Here is a 14226-nt window from a genome sequence, read left to right as displayed (position 1 = left end):
GGTCGTCACCACGGCGTCACCCGCGCGGCGAGGCACCTTCGACGGGCCGGAGGGGGCGGGAAGGCGCCTGTCCGTGCGCCGTGTGCACGGTCGGGACGGGGACTTCCGGGCCCAGATGTGCGGACGGACCCACGGTGTTCCAATGGGAGGTGCGGCCCACCCGCACCGCCGCACCACCGGCCGGCGACGATCCGACGGTGCCCACGGCAAAGCCGCACAGCATGTGTCACCACGAACTCCGCGGACGCCAGGCACTCCGCTGACGCCATGAACTCCGCGGACCTGCCGCAGTCCGCGAACTCCCCGGACACCGCCGGGGCCACCGGACGTGCCACACGGAGATTCCTCTTTCCGCCGGCGACGGCTTCTTCGCGGTCCGAGGAGACGCAATGGACGAGCACTCCGCCGAACAGCGATCGCGTGACCTTCCGCAGATGACGCTCATGGGCGGTTTCGACCTGCGGTACGCGGGACGGTCCGTGCCGGTCGCGCCCGCGGGCCGGCGATTGCTGAGCCTCCTCGTGCTGAGTCGCCGCACGCTCACCCGGGAACACGTCGCCGGGAGACTGTGGCCCGACACCTGTGGCGACCGAGCGGCCGGCTGCCTGCGCTCGGCCCTGTGGCGGTTGCCCAGACCGGAACGGCCGCTGGTCGTCGCGACGGTGAGCACCCTTCAGCTGTCACCGGACATCACAACGGATCTGGCGGCCGTCGAGGACACCCTGCAACGGGTGATGGCCTGGTCGGAACGGTCAGTGCCGCCGGGACCGTCCGAGCCGCCGTGGCGGCACGACGGGTACGACACGGCGCCGCCCCCGGACTTGGCGCAGGCGGACCACGCCCTGAGCAGTGACCTCCTGCCGGAGGCGTGGGACGAGTGGGTGATCGTCGAGCGGGAGCGGCTGCACCAAATGCGTCTGCACGCCCTGGAATCGCTCGCCCGGGGCCACCGGTCCGCCGGCCGGTTCGGCCGGGCACTGGACGCGGCCCTCCGGGCGGTCGCCGGTGAACCACTGCGTGAGAGCGCGCACCGGCAAGTCATCGAGACCTACCTCGCCGAGGGGAACACCGGCGCGGCCCTCCGGCACTTCGGCGAGCTGCGGGAGCTGCTCCGTACCGAACTCGGGCTGGAACCCTCCCCGGCGCTGTGCCGCCGCATGGACAGCGCGGTCGCCGCCCTGCGCACGCGACGGTGACGTTCGGGTGGCGGCGGCCCGCGACGCTGGAGACATGACTGTTCCTGACACTCGCACCGGCGTACTCGTCATCCGTGTCTGGTGGGAGCCGGGACAGACCCCGGCTCTGCGGGCCCGGCTGCTGGTCGCCGACAGCGCCCTGCACGCCCCTGTCGTCCATGCGACCGCCGCAGGTCCGGACGACGTCTGCCGAGAGGTGGCCGCATGGCTCCAGAGGTGGACCGAGAGCATCACGGCCCCGGGCGAGTGACCTCGCCCGGTCTCCGGCCGCACCGGCGCATCCACCGGTGTTCCCGTCGTGTTTCCGCGGCACGGCAGAAGTGCGCCGCCGACCAACCGTTTCAGCAGCTCAGGCGCTATACAGCGGGTGGTGCCCGGAACCGGACTTGAACCGGTACGCCCGCGAGGGCAGCGAGGTTTAAGCTCGCCGTGTCTGCATTCCACCATCCGGGCAGGCCTTGGCTCCGCTTTCGGGGTCCCGAGCCTATCGGGGCGGCCCTCCTGAACAGCGGGCACGCGGACCGATGTTGTCTTATTTTATTGATGTCTGAGGGTGCATCAGACCACGGTACGGTCCATCCGCACTTGCCAATAGCGTGACGGCCGGTCGGTTCGCACGTACGCGGAATGACGGAATTTCACCGTCCCTACCAGGGCGCTCCACCTGTTCTCGGCAAGCCGCCGGGCCGGTCCCGGCGGGCGGTGGCGTCTCCTGCTTTCGGGTCGTCCCCCCGTCATCCCCAGGTATGACACGGCCCGCTCCCCTCAGACCGAGGTCGCCCCCGAGAACGGGAACAGCGGCTGACTCCCGAGCCCCGGACGGCCGCGACGATGGACGCAGTCCCATGAAGCCGTCGTCCGTCCCGACAGGAGCAGCCTCCCGTGACCACCACCCCCATCGCCGCACCCCAGGCCACCGCCGTGGCCGCTCGCGCCACGGAGCTGTCGAAGATCTACGGGCAGGGCGAGACCCAGGTGGTCGCCCTGGACCGGGTCTCCGTCGACTTCCAGCAGGCCCAGTTCACCGCGATCATGGGGCCGTCGGGCTCCGGCAAGTCCACGCTGATGCACTGCGTCGCGGGCCTCGACACCTTCTCCTCCGGCTCCGTGCGGATCGGCGACACGGAGCTGGGCTCCCTGAAGGACAAGCAGCTCACCAAGTTGCGCCGGGACAAGATCGGGTTCATCTTCCAGGCGTTCAACCTGCTGCCGACGCTGTCGGCACTGGAGAACATCACGCTCCCGATGGACATCGCCGGCCGCAAGCCGGACAAGGAGTGGCTGAACACGGTGATCGAGATGGTCGGCCTGTCGGGACGGCTCAGCCACCGGCCCTCCCAGCTCTCCGGCGGCCAGCAGCAGCGCGTCGCCGTCGCCCGCGCCCTGGCCGCCAGGCCGGACATCGTCTTCGGTGACGAGCCGACCGGAAACCTGGACTCCCGCTCCGGCGCCGAGGTGCTGGGCTTCCTGCGCAACTCGGTGCGCCAGCTGGGGCAGACGGTGGTGATGGTGACCCACGACCCGATGGCGGCGGGCTACGCGGACCGGGTGGTGTTCCTCGCCGACGGACACATCGTCGACGAGTTGTACGGGCCGACCGCGGACTCCGTCCTGGACCGCATGAAGCGGTTCGACACCAAGGGCCGCACCAGCTGATCCCCGACCCCACCACGGACTGAAGAGAACCCCATGTTCCGCACCGCCCTGCGCAACGTACTCGCGCACAAGGCCCGGCTCCTGATGACCGTGCTCGCCGTGATGCTCGGCGTGGCTTTCGTGTCGGGGACCCTGGTCTTCACCAACACCATCTCCGACGCCTACCAGAACAGTTCCGCGCAGGGCTTCGACGGCGTCGACGTCGCCGTACAGCCCAAGCACCAGGCCGCCGAGGGCGACCGGACCGGCAAGATGCCCGAGCTGACGCAGTCGGTGCTCGACGCGAGCGCCAAGGTCCCGGGCGCCGCCTCCGCCACCGGCGTCGTCATCGGCTTCACCGCGATCGCCGACAAGGACGGCAAGCTCATCGGCGACGGCTGGCAGTCCCAGGGCGGCAACTACTGGGGCGCCAAGGACACCCGGTACCCGCTCACCGGCGGCCACGCCCCCAGCGGCCCCGACCAGGTGCTCATCGACTCCAAGACCGCCGAGCGGGGCGGCTACGAGGTCGGCGACACCGTGCGCATCTCGGTCGACGGCCCGGTCCTCACGCCGAAGATCGCCGGCGTCTTCACCACCGACGACGGCAACGTGTCCGCGGGCGGCAGCCTCGCCCTGTTCGACACGGCGACCGCGCAGAAGCTGTTCGGCAAGCCGGGCACGTACGACGAGATCGACGTGCGGGCCAAGCCGGGCACCAGCCAGGCGGCCCTGAAGACGCAGTTGGACGGGGCCCTGCCCAAGGGACTGACCGAGACCACCACGGGCAAGAAGCTCGCCGACGACCAGGCCGAGCAGATCGCCTCCGGCATGAACGGACTGCGGCAGGGGCTGCTGGTCTTCGCCGGCATCGCGCTGTTCGTCGGCACGTTCATCATCGCCAACACCTTCACCATGCTGGTCGCCCAGCGCACCAAGGAGCTGGCGCTGCTGCGGGCCGTCGGCGCCTCCCGCCGCCAGGTCACCCGGTCGGTGCTGATCGAGGCGTTCGTGGTCGGCGCGGTTGCCGGTGTGACCGGCCTGCTCGCCGGCATCGGCATCGGCGCGGGGCTGCGCACGCTGATGGGTTCGTTCGGCGAGACGATGCCCGACGGGCCGCTGGTCGTCACGCCCGGCACGGTGGCCGCCGCCCTCGTGGTCGGCATCGTCATCACCATGCTGGCGGCGTGGCTGCCCGGCCGCCGGGCGGCGAAGATCCCGCCGGTCGCCGCGATGAGCAGCCTGCACGCGCAGGCCACCACCAAGTCGCTGGTGCTGCGCAACACGATCGGCGCGCTGTTCTCCGCGGCGGGTGTCGCGGTGATCCTGGCGGCCACGAACATGGAGGGCTCCGACGGCCAGGCGCCGATGGGCCTGGGCGCCGTCCTGCTGATCATCGGCGTGTTCGTCCTGACGCCGCTGCTGTCCCGCCCGCTGATCGCGGCGGCCGCCCCGGTGCTGCGCGTCTTCGGGGTGGCGGGCAAGCTCGCCCGGCAGAACTCGGTGCGCAACCCTCGCCGTACCGCCGCCACCGCGTCCGCGCTGATGATCGGCCTGACCCTGATCACCGGCATGACGGTGATGGCGGGCAGCCTGCAGACGGCGATCGACAAGATGGCCAGTTCGGCGCTGCGCGCGGACTACGTCGTGTCGATGGCGAACGGCAACCAGCTCTCCCCCGACGTCGCCCGCAAGCTCGCGGCCACGGACGGCGTCACCGCCAGCAGTCCGCTGCGCAACGCGCCCTCGCGGATCGACGGGCAGACCGAGTTCCTGACCGGCGTCAACGGCTCGGCCATCGGCAAGCTGACCGACCTGAAGGTCGACGCGGGCGCGTTCACGGTGGCCGGCACCCGGGTCGTGGTCGACAAGGACACTGCCAAGTCCCATGACTGGAAGGCCGGTTCGGACTTCGCCGTGCACTACGAGGACGGCAAGCAGCAGCGGCTGACGGTGGCGGGCGTCTACGAGGGCAACGACATGATCCGCGGGATCATGCTCGATACCGCGACCCTCGCCCCGCACCAGTCGGACGCGGCCGACATGCAGGTCATGGTCAAGACCGCGGACGGCGCGTCGGGCGCGACCAAGGACCGGCTGGAGAAGGCCCTCGGCTCCAACCCGGCGATCAAGGTCCAGGACAAGAAGGACCTGTCCGACTCCCTCGCCCAGATGTTCACCATCGTGCTGAACATGGTCTACGGCCTGCTCGCGATGGCGGTGATCGTCGCGGTCCTCGGGGTCGTCAACACCCTGGCCATGTCGGTGTTCGAGCGCTCCCAGGAGATCGGCATGCTCCGCGCGATCGGCCTGGACCGCAAGGCCGTCAAGCGGATGGTCCGCCTGGAGTCCCTGGTCATCTCCCTCTTCGGCGGCATCCTCGGCCTCGGCCTCGGGGTGTTCTTCGGCTGGGCCGCCGGACAGCTGATCGGTGCCCGGCTGGCCACCTACGAGCTGGTTCTGCCGTGGACCCGGATGGGCATCTTCCTGCTGCTCGCTGCGGTGGTCGGCATCCTGGCCGCGCTGTGGCCGGCCCGGCGGGCGGCCCGGCTGAACATGCTGGCGGCGATCAAGTCGGAGTAGCCGCCGGTCGACCGGCACGGACGGTACGGATGTGCGCGGGCCCCTTCGGTGCGGAAGGGGCCCGCGCTTCTGTCGCCGGTCCGGTCGGTCTCCGGTCGGTCTTCGGCCGGTTTCCGGTCGGCCTCGGTCAACCTCCGATCGGTCTTCGGTCAGCCTTCGGTCAGTTCCAGGTGCGGGTGCGCAGGGGCAGCCCGGACTTTCCGGACTCGGGAGAGCGCACCGCGAGGACCTGGTTCACGCCGATGCGGTTGGTCTCGAAGGCCAGCGCGGAGGCCGCCATGTACAGGCGCCAGACGCGGGCACGGCCGGGCCCGGCGAGGCGGACCGCGCGGTTCCAGTCGGCCTCCAGACGGGCCACCCAGCGGCGCAGGGTGAGCGCGTAGTGCTCGCGGATCGACTCCACGTCCCGGACCTCGAAACCGGCCCGCTCAAGCTGCGTCACGGTGCTGCCGACCGGGGCCAGCTCCCCGTCGGGGAAGACATAGGAGTCGATGAACTCGTCGACCCGGTAGGCCGATTCGTCCCCCTGCGGGCGGCGGGCGATCTGGTGGTTGAGGAGCCGCCCGCCGGGCTTCAGCAGGGCGTACAGGTCGGTCGCGTACTCCAGGTACCGCTCGGCGCCGACGTGCTCGGCCATGCCGATGGAGGAGATCGCGTCGTAGGGGCCGTCGACGACGTCCCGGTAGTCCTGCACCCGGATCTCCACCCGGTCGGTCAGCCCCTGCTCGGCGACCCGCTTGCGGGCGAAGGCGGCCTGCTCCTGGGAGAGGGTCACGCCGACGACGTGTACGCCGTGCTCGCGGGCGGCGTGGATCGCCATCGAGCCCCAGCCGCAGCCGACGTCGAGGAGCCGCTGGCCGGCGGTCAGGCCCAGCTTGCGGCAGACGAGTTCGAGCTTGTCGCGCTGCGCGGACTCCAGGGTCCCAGCCTCCTCCCAGTAGGCGCAGGAGTACACCATGGACGGGCCGAGGACGATCTCGTAGAAGTCGTTGCCGACGTCGTAGTGGTGGCTGATGGCCTGCTTGTCGCTGCGCCTGGTGTGCAGGTGCCGGTGCCGGCGGACCTCCTCGCGGGGCGGGGCGGGCGGGATCGGCGGGCCGGCCATCTTCAGCAGCTCAGCGGCGGCGGCGAGCACCCCGGGCTCGCGCAGCCTGCGGCCGAGCGGACGGCTGTCCTCGCCGCGCTCCCACACCAGTGGGGACATCAGCGCAAGTGCCGAGTACAGGTCGCCCTCGACGGTCAGGTCGCCGGAGACCCAGGCGCGGGCCAGACCCAGCTCGCCCGGCTTGAACAGCAGCCGGCGCAACGCGCGCCGGTTGCGGACGACCAGGACCGGCGCGTCCGGCGGGCCGGCCTGTGAACCGTCCCAGGCACGGATGCGAACCGGGAGCGGGACCCCCAGCAGCTGCTCGGCAAGACTCTTCAGCCGCGACGCGGCGTCGGCCATGATGCACACCTCCGGAAGAGGAATCGGGTGAGACGGAATCTGCGGAGTCTGCGGAATCTTCCACTGGATTCGGTCACCTCAGGCAACGATCGCACCGGGCGACGTCATTCCCCAACGCTGTTCCCGGCGCCACCATGCCCGTACCGTCACGCCATCGCCACACTGACGCCACCGTTTGTCCACAGGACACCCGATAGTTCGTCCACGGACACCCGATAGGCGGATCGGGGCGCCCCGCGGCCGCCGGGACGAGGTCCGCGAACACACCGTCCGGGCCCGGCATTCGAGAAGCGTCCTACGAACGCGTAAGGCACCGTCCCCCCTGCATTCCGAAGCGCCGGCGGGGAAAGCCGAAGTCGACGCCGGGCCCTGGCACCCCGACATGAACGACATGGCCCTCGCGCCGGCCCCCGATCGTCCTGCTGCGGGGCGGCCACCGTTCGGGGTCCGGGGTGCGGCCACCACACGCCGAAGGGGCCGCCCGCACCACGGATGGCGGGCGGCCCCTTCGGGCGGCTGGACGAACCGGACGGGAGCCTCGGTCAGGGGCTCGGCCGGTTCGATCGACTCGTTCGACTCGTTCGATTCGTTCGACTCGGCCGGTCAGGATGCCTTGGCCTTGGCCCCGGCCTTGTCGGCCCCGGCAGCGGCGGCGACCGGCGCCGGCTTGGCGGCCTCGTAGAACTCCTCGCGGGGGTGCTCCATCGCGCCGAGGGAGACGACCTCGCGCTTGAGGAACATGCCGAGGGTCCAGTCGGCGAAGATGCGGATCTTGCGGTTCCAGGTCGGCATGGCCATGCCGTGGTAGCCACGGTGCATGTACCAGGCGAGCCGGCCCTTGACCTTGATCTTCATCTTGCCCATGACGATCATCGCGACGCCCTTGTGCAGGCCGAGGCCGGCCACCGCGCCCTTGTTGGCGTGCGAGTAGGGCTTCTGCGGGAAGCCCCGCATGCCGGAGATGACGTTGTCGCCGAGCGCCTTGGCCTGGCGCAGCGCGTGCTGGGCGTTGGGCGGGCACCAGGCGTTCGGGTTGCCTGCCTTGCGGCCGACGAGGTCCGGCACCTGGGCGTTGTCACCGGCGGCCCAGATGTAGTCCGTGCCCTGCACCTGGAGGGTCTCCCCCGTGTCCACGTGGCCGCGCGGACCGAGCGGCAGGCCGTAGCGGGACAGGACCGGGTTCGGCTTGACGCCCGCGGTCCACACGATCGTGTTGGAGTCGACCTCCAGCCCGTTCTTCAGCACCACGTGGCCGTCGACGCAGGAGTCCATGGAGGTGGAGAGGTAGATCTCCACGCCGCGGCTCTCCAGGTGCTCCTTGCCGTACAGGCCGAGCTTGGGGCCGACCTCCGGGAGGATCTTGTCGGCGGCGTCGACGAGGACGAACCGCATGTCCTCGCGGGAGACGTTGTTGTAGTACTTGGCCGCGTCCCTGGCCATGTCCTCGACCTCGCCGATGGTCTCCGCGCCTGCGAAGCCACCGCCGACGAAGACGAAGGTGAGCGCCTTGCGGCGGATCCCCTCATCGGTCGTGGAGTCGGCCTTGTCGAGCTGTTCGAGGACGTGGTTGCGCAGGCCGATGGACTCCTCGATGCCCTTCATGCCGATGCCCTGCTCGGCGAGGCCGGGGATCGGGAAGGTACGGGAGACCGCGCCGAGCGCGATCACCAGGTAGTCGAAGGGCAGCTCGTACGCCTCGCCGACGAGCGGGGCGACGGTCGCGACCTTGCGGTCCTGGTCGATGGTGGTGACCCGGCCGGTGAGGACCTCCGCCTTCGGCAGCACGCGTCGCAGGGGGACGACGACATGGCGAGGGGAGATGCTGCCGGCGGCGGCTTCGGGGAGGAAGGGCTGGTAGGTCATGTACGACCGGGGGTCGACGACCGTGACGGTCGCCTCGCCGTAGCGCATCTTCTTGAGGATGCGCCGAGCCGCGTACAGGCCTACGTACCCACCGCCTACTACGAGGATCCTGGGACGCTCCGTGGTGCTCATGGCATCGAGTATCCACCTGCCCCAGGGGGGTGCCTCGTGCGCCCCTTCACAAGGTTTGCAGGTGCCTGTGTTAAACTCCGCGACTCACGCGGATCAGGAGATGCCGGGACCACGGGACCCGTGTCCGGTACCGACCCTTGTCAAGGGCACGTGAGCTGCCCGTCCGGACTCCCGGGAGAGGCAGAAACCCCCTCCCGGCACCGCCGTACGACCCCTGCGAAACCGCTCCCTTGAGCATGCCCGCGGAGCCGCTGAGCCCCCGGAAAAGAGGCCCCGACCCGTACGGCCCGGCACCCGGCAGGAAATCCTTGTGAAGAACTTCACGAAGTTTTCCGAGGGCACGTCGTGGCACGGCGTGCCAGGGCCCCCATAAGCCGCTCATGCGTTACCCGGATTGCTCAGCAGAGCGCCTTGACGGGTGAAAGGTGCGTGGAGGGCGGATGGAGAAGGACACGGTCCCGCCGGCCGCGGCGGGGCCGTGGGACAGGCGCCAGGACAGGGCGAACGTGAGCTACGCAAGCCCCTCCGCCGCCTTGAACGCGATGCGGTCGCGAATGCCCCACGAACGCGAATCCCCGAAGCACCCACGTGTACACGAGAGTGCGTACACTGGGCTCATGACCGATAACAGCGTGACGGTGCGGGAAGCCCGCGCACACCTTGCGGACCACATCAACCGCGCCGAGGAAGGCACTCCGACCGTCATCACACGCAACGGCGCTCCGGTGGCCGCGGTGGTGCCGATCGCTGACTTCGAAGCGCTGGAGGCGGCGGCCGACGTGATGTTGGCCCGAGAGGCGGAAGCGGTCCTGGCCCAGGGCGGCCCCACCGTGACGATGGCCGAACTCCTGGCGGATCTCTTCACCGAGCACGGTGACGACGCGGCGTGAAGTACGCGTTCCGATTCACCACAGCGGCGCAGCGGCAACTCCGGACCATCAGCCGGCCCGACGCCATGCGCATCCTGACCGCGCTGACCGCGCTCGGCGACGACCCGTACCGCGAGGACGCCGACGTCAAGAAACTCACCGGCCCGCCGGGGCTCTACCGGCTCCGGATCGGGAGCTATCGGGTCGCTTACCAGATCAACGACGGTGAACTGATCATCCTCGTCATCAAGGTGGGCAACCGGCGGGACGTCTACCGCAACCTGTGACGCCCCGCCTCGCCTCGCACCACCGTCACCGTCATCGGCAACACCACGGCACGCAACTCGGCCACCGCCTCGGCATCCGACGCCGAAGCCCGCCGGATGGCCCAGTCCGCCATGGTCGTCAGTTGCCTTGCTTGCCTTCCTCGGTCTCTTCTGCCACAGCGAACGCGATCCCGTCGAGGATGTCGTGCTCGCTCACGACCACCTCGTGGGCGCCGGTGCGTTCCATGATCGCCAGTAGTACGAGCGACCCCGCGCCGATGACGTCGACGCGCCCGGGGTGCATGGACGGGATCGCGGCCCGTTCCGCGTGCGTGGAGCGCAGCAGCCGCTCGGTGATCTCGCGGACCCGGTCACGGGAGATACGGGAGTGGTGGATGCGGGCGGAGTCGTAGGCGGGCAGTTCCTGGGCGATCGCCGACACGGTGGTCACGGACCCCGCGAGCCCCACCAGCGTGCGCGCCTCGCGCAGCGGGACCGTCTCCTCGGCGAGGTCCAGCGCGGCTTCGATGTCGGCCCGCATGGCGGCGATCTGCTGCTCGGTCGGCGGGTCGCTCACCACACCGCCGCTGACCAGGTGGCGCTCGGTCATCCGTACGCAGCCCACGTCGACCGAGCGCGCCGCGCGCACCCGGTCGTCGCCGACCACGAACTCGGTCGAGCCGCCGCCGATGTCCACGACCAGGTAGGGCCGGGCGAGGTCGTCGCGGCCCTGGAGTTCCGCGGTGGCCCCGGTGAAGGAGAGCGCGGCCTCCTGGTCCCCGGTGATCACCTCGGGCTCCACGCCGAGGATGTCCAGCACGCCCCGTACGAACTCGTCGCGGTTCTCCGCGTCCCGGGACGCGGAGGTGGCCACGAACCGCAGCCGTTCGGCGCCCTGCTCCTTGATGACCGCGGCGTACTCGCGGCAGGCGGCGAAGGTCCGTTCCAGGGCCTCGGGGGCGAGCCGGCCGGTGCGGTCGACGTCCTGGCCGAGCCGCACGATGGTCATCCGGCGGTCCAGGTCGACGAGTTCGCCCGTCGAGGGGTCGGCGTCGGCGACGAGCAGCCGGATCGAGTTCGTACCGCAGTCCACGGCGGCCACGCGGGTCACTGGTCGTCCCCCTCCGGGGTGTGCCGCACACCGTCGGTGTCTCCGGTGCGGGCGAGGTGTTCGATGTCGGTGGTGCCAGTGGGGCCGGCGCTGTCGGCTTCGGCGTCGGCGGAGGGGACCGTAACGCACGGTCCCTTGCGCCACCACTCGGGCAGCAGCGCTATCGCCTCGTCGCCCAGCGGGTTCACCCCGGGGCCGGCGGCCAGCGCGTGGGCGACCAGGACGTGCAGGCACTTCACCCGGTCCGGCATGCCGCCCGCGCTCGGGAAGCCGGTCAGCTCCTCTATCTCGTCCCGGCGCCGGAGGTAGTCCTCGTGCGCGGCACGGTAGGCGGCGGCCAGGTCGGGGTCGGTGGCGAGACGGTCCGTCATCTCCTTCATGACGCCGTTCGCCTCCAGCGTGCCGATCGCCGAGGCGGCGCGCGGGCACGTCAGGTAGTACAGCGTCGGGAAGGGGGTGCCGTCCGGCAGCCGCGGAGCCGTCTCCACGACGTCCGGCTGCCCGCACGGGCAGCGGTGGGCGATCGCGCGCAGCCCGCGGGGCGGACGCCCGAGCTGTTGCTTGAATGCCTCGATGTCGGCGGCGGTCGGCTCGGTGCGCGGAGTGGGCGGCGGAGGCGTGTCCATGACTGTGTTCAGGGTGTCTCTCTGTCGGTTCACTGGTCGGAGGCGTCGGACTTGTCGACGCCGTCCCAGACGTTCGCGTACCAGGGGCGGTGGGCCGCACCGAGGTCGGCGCGGGCCTGCTTGGCCGCGTTCGGGTCGATCATCATGTAGCCGGTCTCGCCGGGCATCACATAGTGCAGCCGCTCCCGGATCTGCTGCTCCGCGTACGCGTCGTCCTGCCAGCGCGCCTTGAGGTCGCGCAGCTGCTCGACCCGCTCCTGGGCCTGCTGCCGCTGACGTTCCAGGTCGGCGATCTGACCCTGCTGGGAGACGTACTGCCGTATCGGATAGGCGAGCGCCACCACCATCGTGCACAGGACCAGGGCGAGCAGCGCGGCCCGTCCGGTGAGCCGGGAGCGGCGGTCCTGTCGCCGGCTCTGGGAACGGTACACCCGGGCCGCCGTCTGCTCCCCGAGCAGCCGCAGCCGGGTCGTGGTGGAGAACCGGTCCCGGTCCTTCGCGGCCATCTCCGCCTCCCCTTTCCCTGCCTGCTTCCCGCACACTCCGCGCACGCTTCCGTCGTGCTCGCGCCGTGCCCGCGCGTGCGTGCTCCGTCCGCGTCATATGCGCGTACGTCCCCGGACACGGTACGGGACCGGGTACGGGGACGTACGTACGACTGGCTGAGCCTCGGTCTTCGGCGGGTCAGCCCTTGAAACGCGGGAAGGCGCTGCGGCCGGCGTACACCGCGGCGTCGTCGAGGATCTCCTCGATGCGCAGCAGCTGGTTGTACTTGGCGACGCGCTCGGAGCGGGCCGGGGCGCCGGTCTTGATCTGGCCGCAGTTGGTGGCGACGGCCAGGTCGGCGATGGTGACGTCCTCGGTCTCACCGGAACGGTGCGACATCATGCACTTGAAGCCGCTGCGCTGGGCCAGCTCGACGGCGTCCAGGGTCTCGGTCAGCGAGCCGATCTGGTTGACCTTGACCAGCAGGGCGTTGGCGGTGCCCTCCTCGATGCCGCGGGCCAGGCGCTCCGGGTTGGTGACGAACAGGTCGTCGCCGACCAGCTGCACCTTGTCACCGAGCTTGTCCGTGATGACCTTCCAGCCCGCCCAGTCGTCCTCGAACAGCGGGTCCTCGATCGAGACCAGCGGGTAGGCGGCGACCAGCTCCTCGTAGTACTCCGTCATCTCGGCGGCGGAGCGCTCCTTGCCCTCGAAGACGTACTTGCCTTCCTTGTAGAACTCGGAGGCGGCGACGTCGAGGGCGAGGGCGATCTGCTCCCCGGGGACGTACCCGGCCTGCTTGATCGCTTCGAGGATCAGGTCGAGGGCGTCGCGGTTGGAGCCCAGGTTCGGGGCGAAGCCGCCCTCGTCGCCGAGACCGGTGGACAGGCCCTTGGTCTTCAGGACGGACTTCAGGGTGTGGTAGACCTCGGTGCCCCAGCGCAGAGCCTCGGAGAAGGACTCCGCACCGATCGGGGCGATCATGAACTCCTGGATGTCCACGTTGGAGTCGGCGTGCGAGCCGCCGTTCAGGATGTTCATCATCGGCACCGGCAGCAGGTGCGCGTTCGGGCCGCCCAGGTAGCGGAAGAGGGGGAGGTCGCTGGCCTCGGAGGCCGCGTGGGCGACGGCGAGGGAGACACCGAGGATGGCGTTGGCGCCGAGCGAGCCCTTGTTGTCGGTGGCGTCCAGGTCGAACATGGCCTGGTCGATCAGGCGCTGCTCGGTGGCGTCGTAGCCGACCAGCTCCGGGCCGATCTGCTCGATGACGGCGAGGACGGCCTTCTCGACGCCCTTGCCCTGGTAACGGTTGGGGTCACCGTCGCGCAGCTCGATGGCCTCGAAGGCGCCGGTGGAAGCGCCGGACGGGACGGCGGCACGACCCGTGCTGCCGTCGTCGAGGCCGACCTCGACCTCGACCGTGGGATTGCCTCGGGAGTCCAGGATTTCCCGGGCTACGACGACGTCGATGGACGGCACGAGCATCTCCTTCATGGAATGTGACGCTGGAAGTGCGGGGCTGTGCGCCTTGCGACTAGAGCCTAACCGGCCCAGGTGCCTCGGCCGGTCGCCGACCGCCCCATGGACAGGGTGACGACAGCTGACGGTACCCATTGTTTCCGAACGGAACAAAGGGGGAAGCGAAAACTGCCGGTGCCGGCCGGGGGTGCGCGAAGTAAAGGGCGGTGCGGACGTACGGGAATGCACGGGAAACACGGAGAGCGGGCGGACCCGGCGCCAAGGGCGAGCGGCACGGAAAGCGACGGAACGGGAACGGAACTGGCAGAGGAGAAACGTCAGATGAGAAAGGTCAGATAAGGAGGGGCAGAACAGAAAGAACCCGCCCCGGCGCGCACGGGGGAAAGCGCGCCGGGGCGGGAGCCCGTGGGGACGGGGGCTACCCCCAGGCGTCCTCCACGGGGGGGGTGCCTCTATGTCCTTCGTCAAGGCACCCCTGTCGGGTTTGGGGTGATTCGGTCTTGCTGGGGTCATGCGGCGAGCTCGACGTCCGT

The 14226-nt window shown here is 70.2% G+C and carries 12 protein-coding genes and 1 tRNA gene; 6 read left to right on the top strand and 7 right to left on the bottom strand.

Features of this window, described 5'->3' with window-relative positions:
- Positions 1 to 389 precede the first annotated feature (389 nt).
- Both ACFYPJ_RS29925 and ACFYPJ_RS29920 read left to right on the top strand, forming a co-directional pair.
- A complete protein-coding gene (locus ACFYPJ_RS29925) occupies positions 390 to 1196 on the top strand; it encodes a BTAD domain-containing putative transcriptional regulator (RefSeq protein WP_389023771.1) in 807 nt (268 codons plus the stop codon).
- Between the two features lie 34 nt (positions 1197 to 1230).
- Positions 1231 to 1446 carry a hypothetical protein gene (locus tag ACFYPJ_RS29920; RefSeq protein ID WP_389023768.1) on the top strand — a complete coding sequence of 72 codons (216 nt, stop codon included), beginning with the start codon at positions 1231 to 1233 and terminating at the stop codon, positions 1444 to 1446.
- 118 nt (positions 1447 to 1564) lie between these two features.
- Here the strand turns inward: ACFYPJ_RS29920 and ACFYPJ_RS29915 are convergent.
- Positions 1565 to 1649, bottom strand: a tRNA-Leu gene (locus tag ACFYPJ_RS29915).
- 429 nt (positions 1650 to 2078) lie between these two features.
- On the opposite strand from ACFYPJ_RS29915, the gene ACFYPJ_RS29910 reads away from it, so the two are divergent.
- Together ACFYPJ_RS29910 and ACFYPJ_RS29905 are read left to right on the top strand one after the other, a co-directional pair.
- Positions 2079 to 2852, top strand: a complete 774-nt coding sequence (locus ACFYPJ_RS29910; protein ID WP_389023765.1) for an ABC transporter ATP-binding protein — start codon at positions 2079 to 2081, stop codon at positions 2850 to 2852.
- Positions 2853 to 2885: 33 nt separating this feature from the next.
- On the top strand, positions 2886 to 5414 hold the full coding sequence (locus tag ACFYPJ_RS29905) for an ABC transporter permease (RefSeq protein ID WP_389023763.1): 2529 nt from the start codon (positions 2886 to 2888) through the stop codon (positions 5412 to 5414).
- 160 nt (positions 5415 to 5574) lie between these two features.
- Here ACFYPJ_RS29905 and ACFYPJ_RS29900 read toward each other — a convergent pair whose 3' ends face one another.
- Both ACFYPJ_RS29900 and ACFYPJ_RS29895 read right to left on the bottom strand, forming a co-directional pair.
- The gene (locus ACFYPJ_RS29900; RefSeq protein WP_389023760.1) at positions 5575 to 6861 is read right to left on the bottom strand and encodes a class I SAM-dependent methyltransferase; all 1287 of its coding nucleotides are present in this window, start codon (positions 6859 to 6861) and stop codon (positions 5575 to 5577) included.
- Positions 6862 to 7464: 603 nt separating this feature from the next.
- Positions 7465 to 8856 (bottom strand): NAD(P)/FAD-dependent oxidoreductase, encoded by a 1392-nt coding sequence (locus tag ACFYPJ_RS29895; protein WP_389023757.1) that lies wholly within the window; start codon positions 8854 to 8856, stop codon positions 7465 to 7467.
- A 617-nt stretch (positions 8857 to 9473) separates the two neighbouring features.
- On the opposite strand from ACFYPJ_RS29895, the gene ACFYPJ_RS29890 reads away from it, so the two are divergent.
- Together ACFYPJ_RS29890 and ACFYPJ_RS29885 are read left to right on the top strand one after the other, a co-directional pair.
- Positions 9474 to 9746, top strand: a complete 273-nt coding sequence (locus ACFYPJ_RS29890) for a type II toxin-antitoxin system Phd/YefM family antitoxin (RefSeq protein WP_389023754.1) — start codon at positions 9474 to 9476, stop codon at positions 9744 to 9746.
- Complete coding sequence (locus ACFYPJ_RS29885; protein ID WP_389023751.1) at positions 9743 to 10012, top strand: type II toxin-antitoxin system RelE/ParE family toxin; 270 nt, start codon at positions 9743 to 9745, stop codon at positions 10010 to 10012. The genes ACFYPJ_RS29890 and ACFYPJ_RS29885 overlap by 4 nt, the downstream gene beginning before the upstream one ends.
- 118 nt (positions 10013 to 10130) lie before the next feature.
- Here ACFYPJ_RS29885 and ACFYPJ_RS29880 read toward each other — a convergent pair whose 3' ends face one another.
- From ACFYPJ_RS29880 to eno, 4 genes are all read right to left on the bottom strand, one after another.
- Positions 10131 to 11102, bottom strand: coding sequence for an exopolyphosphatase (locus ACFYPJ_RS29880; protein ID WP_389023749.1), 972 nt, complete (start codon positions 11100 to 11102; stop codon positions 10131 to 10133).
- Entirely contained in the window at positions 11099 to 11728 is a 630-nt protein-coding gene (locus tag ACFYPJ_RS29875) for a DUF501 domain-containing protein (RefSeq protein WP_389023746.1), read from the bottom strand. Before ACFYPJ_RS29875 ends, ACFYPJ_RS29880 begins: the two co-directional genes overlap by 4 nt.
- Before the next feature lie 29 nt (positions 11729 to 11757).
- Positions 11758 to 12234 (bottom strand): septum formation initiator family protein, encoded by a 477-nt coding sequence (locus ACFYPJ_RS29870; RefSeq protein ID WP_389023744.1) that lies wholly within the window; start codon positions 12232 to 12234, stop codon positions 11758 to 11760.
- A 178-nt stretch (positions 12235 to 12412) separates the two neighbouring features.
- Positions 12413 to 13699, bottom strand: coding sequence for a phosphopyruvate hydratase (gene eno, locus ACFYPJ_RS29865; RefSeq protein ID WP_389024014.1), 1287 nt, complete (start codon positions 13697 to 13699; stop codon positions 12413 to 12415).
- Positions 13700 to 14226 lie beyond the last annotated feature (527 nt).

This window comes from Streptomyces sp. NPDC006012 (assembly GCF_042871185.1).
Lineage (GTDB): Bacteria > Actinomycetota > Actinomycetes > Streptomycetales > Streptomycetaceae > Streptomyces.
Note: the sequence above shows the minus strand (reverse complement) of the source record. Positions and strands in the feature narration are given on the sequence as shown.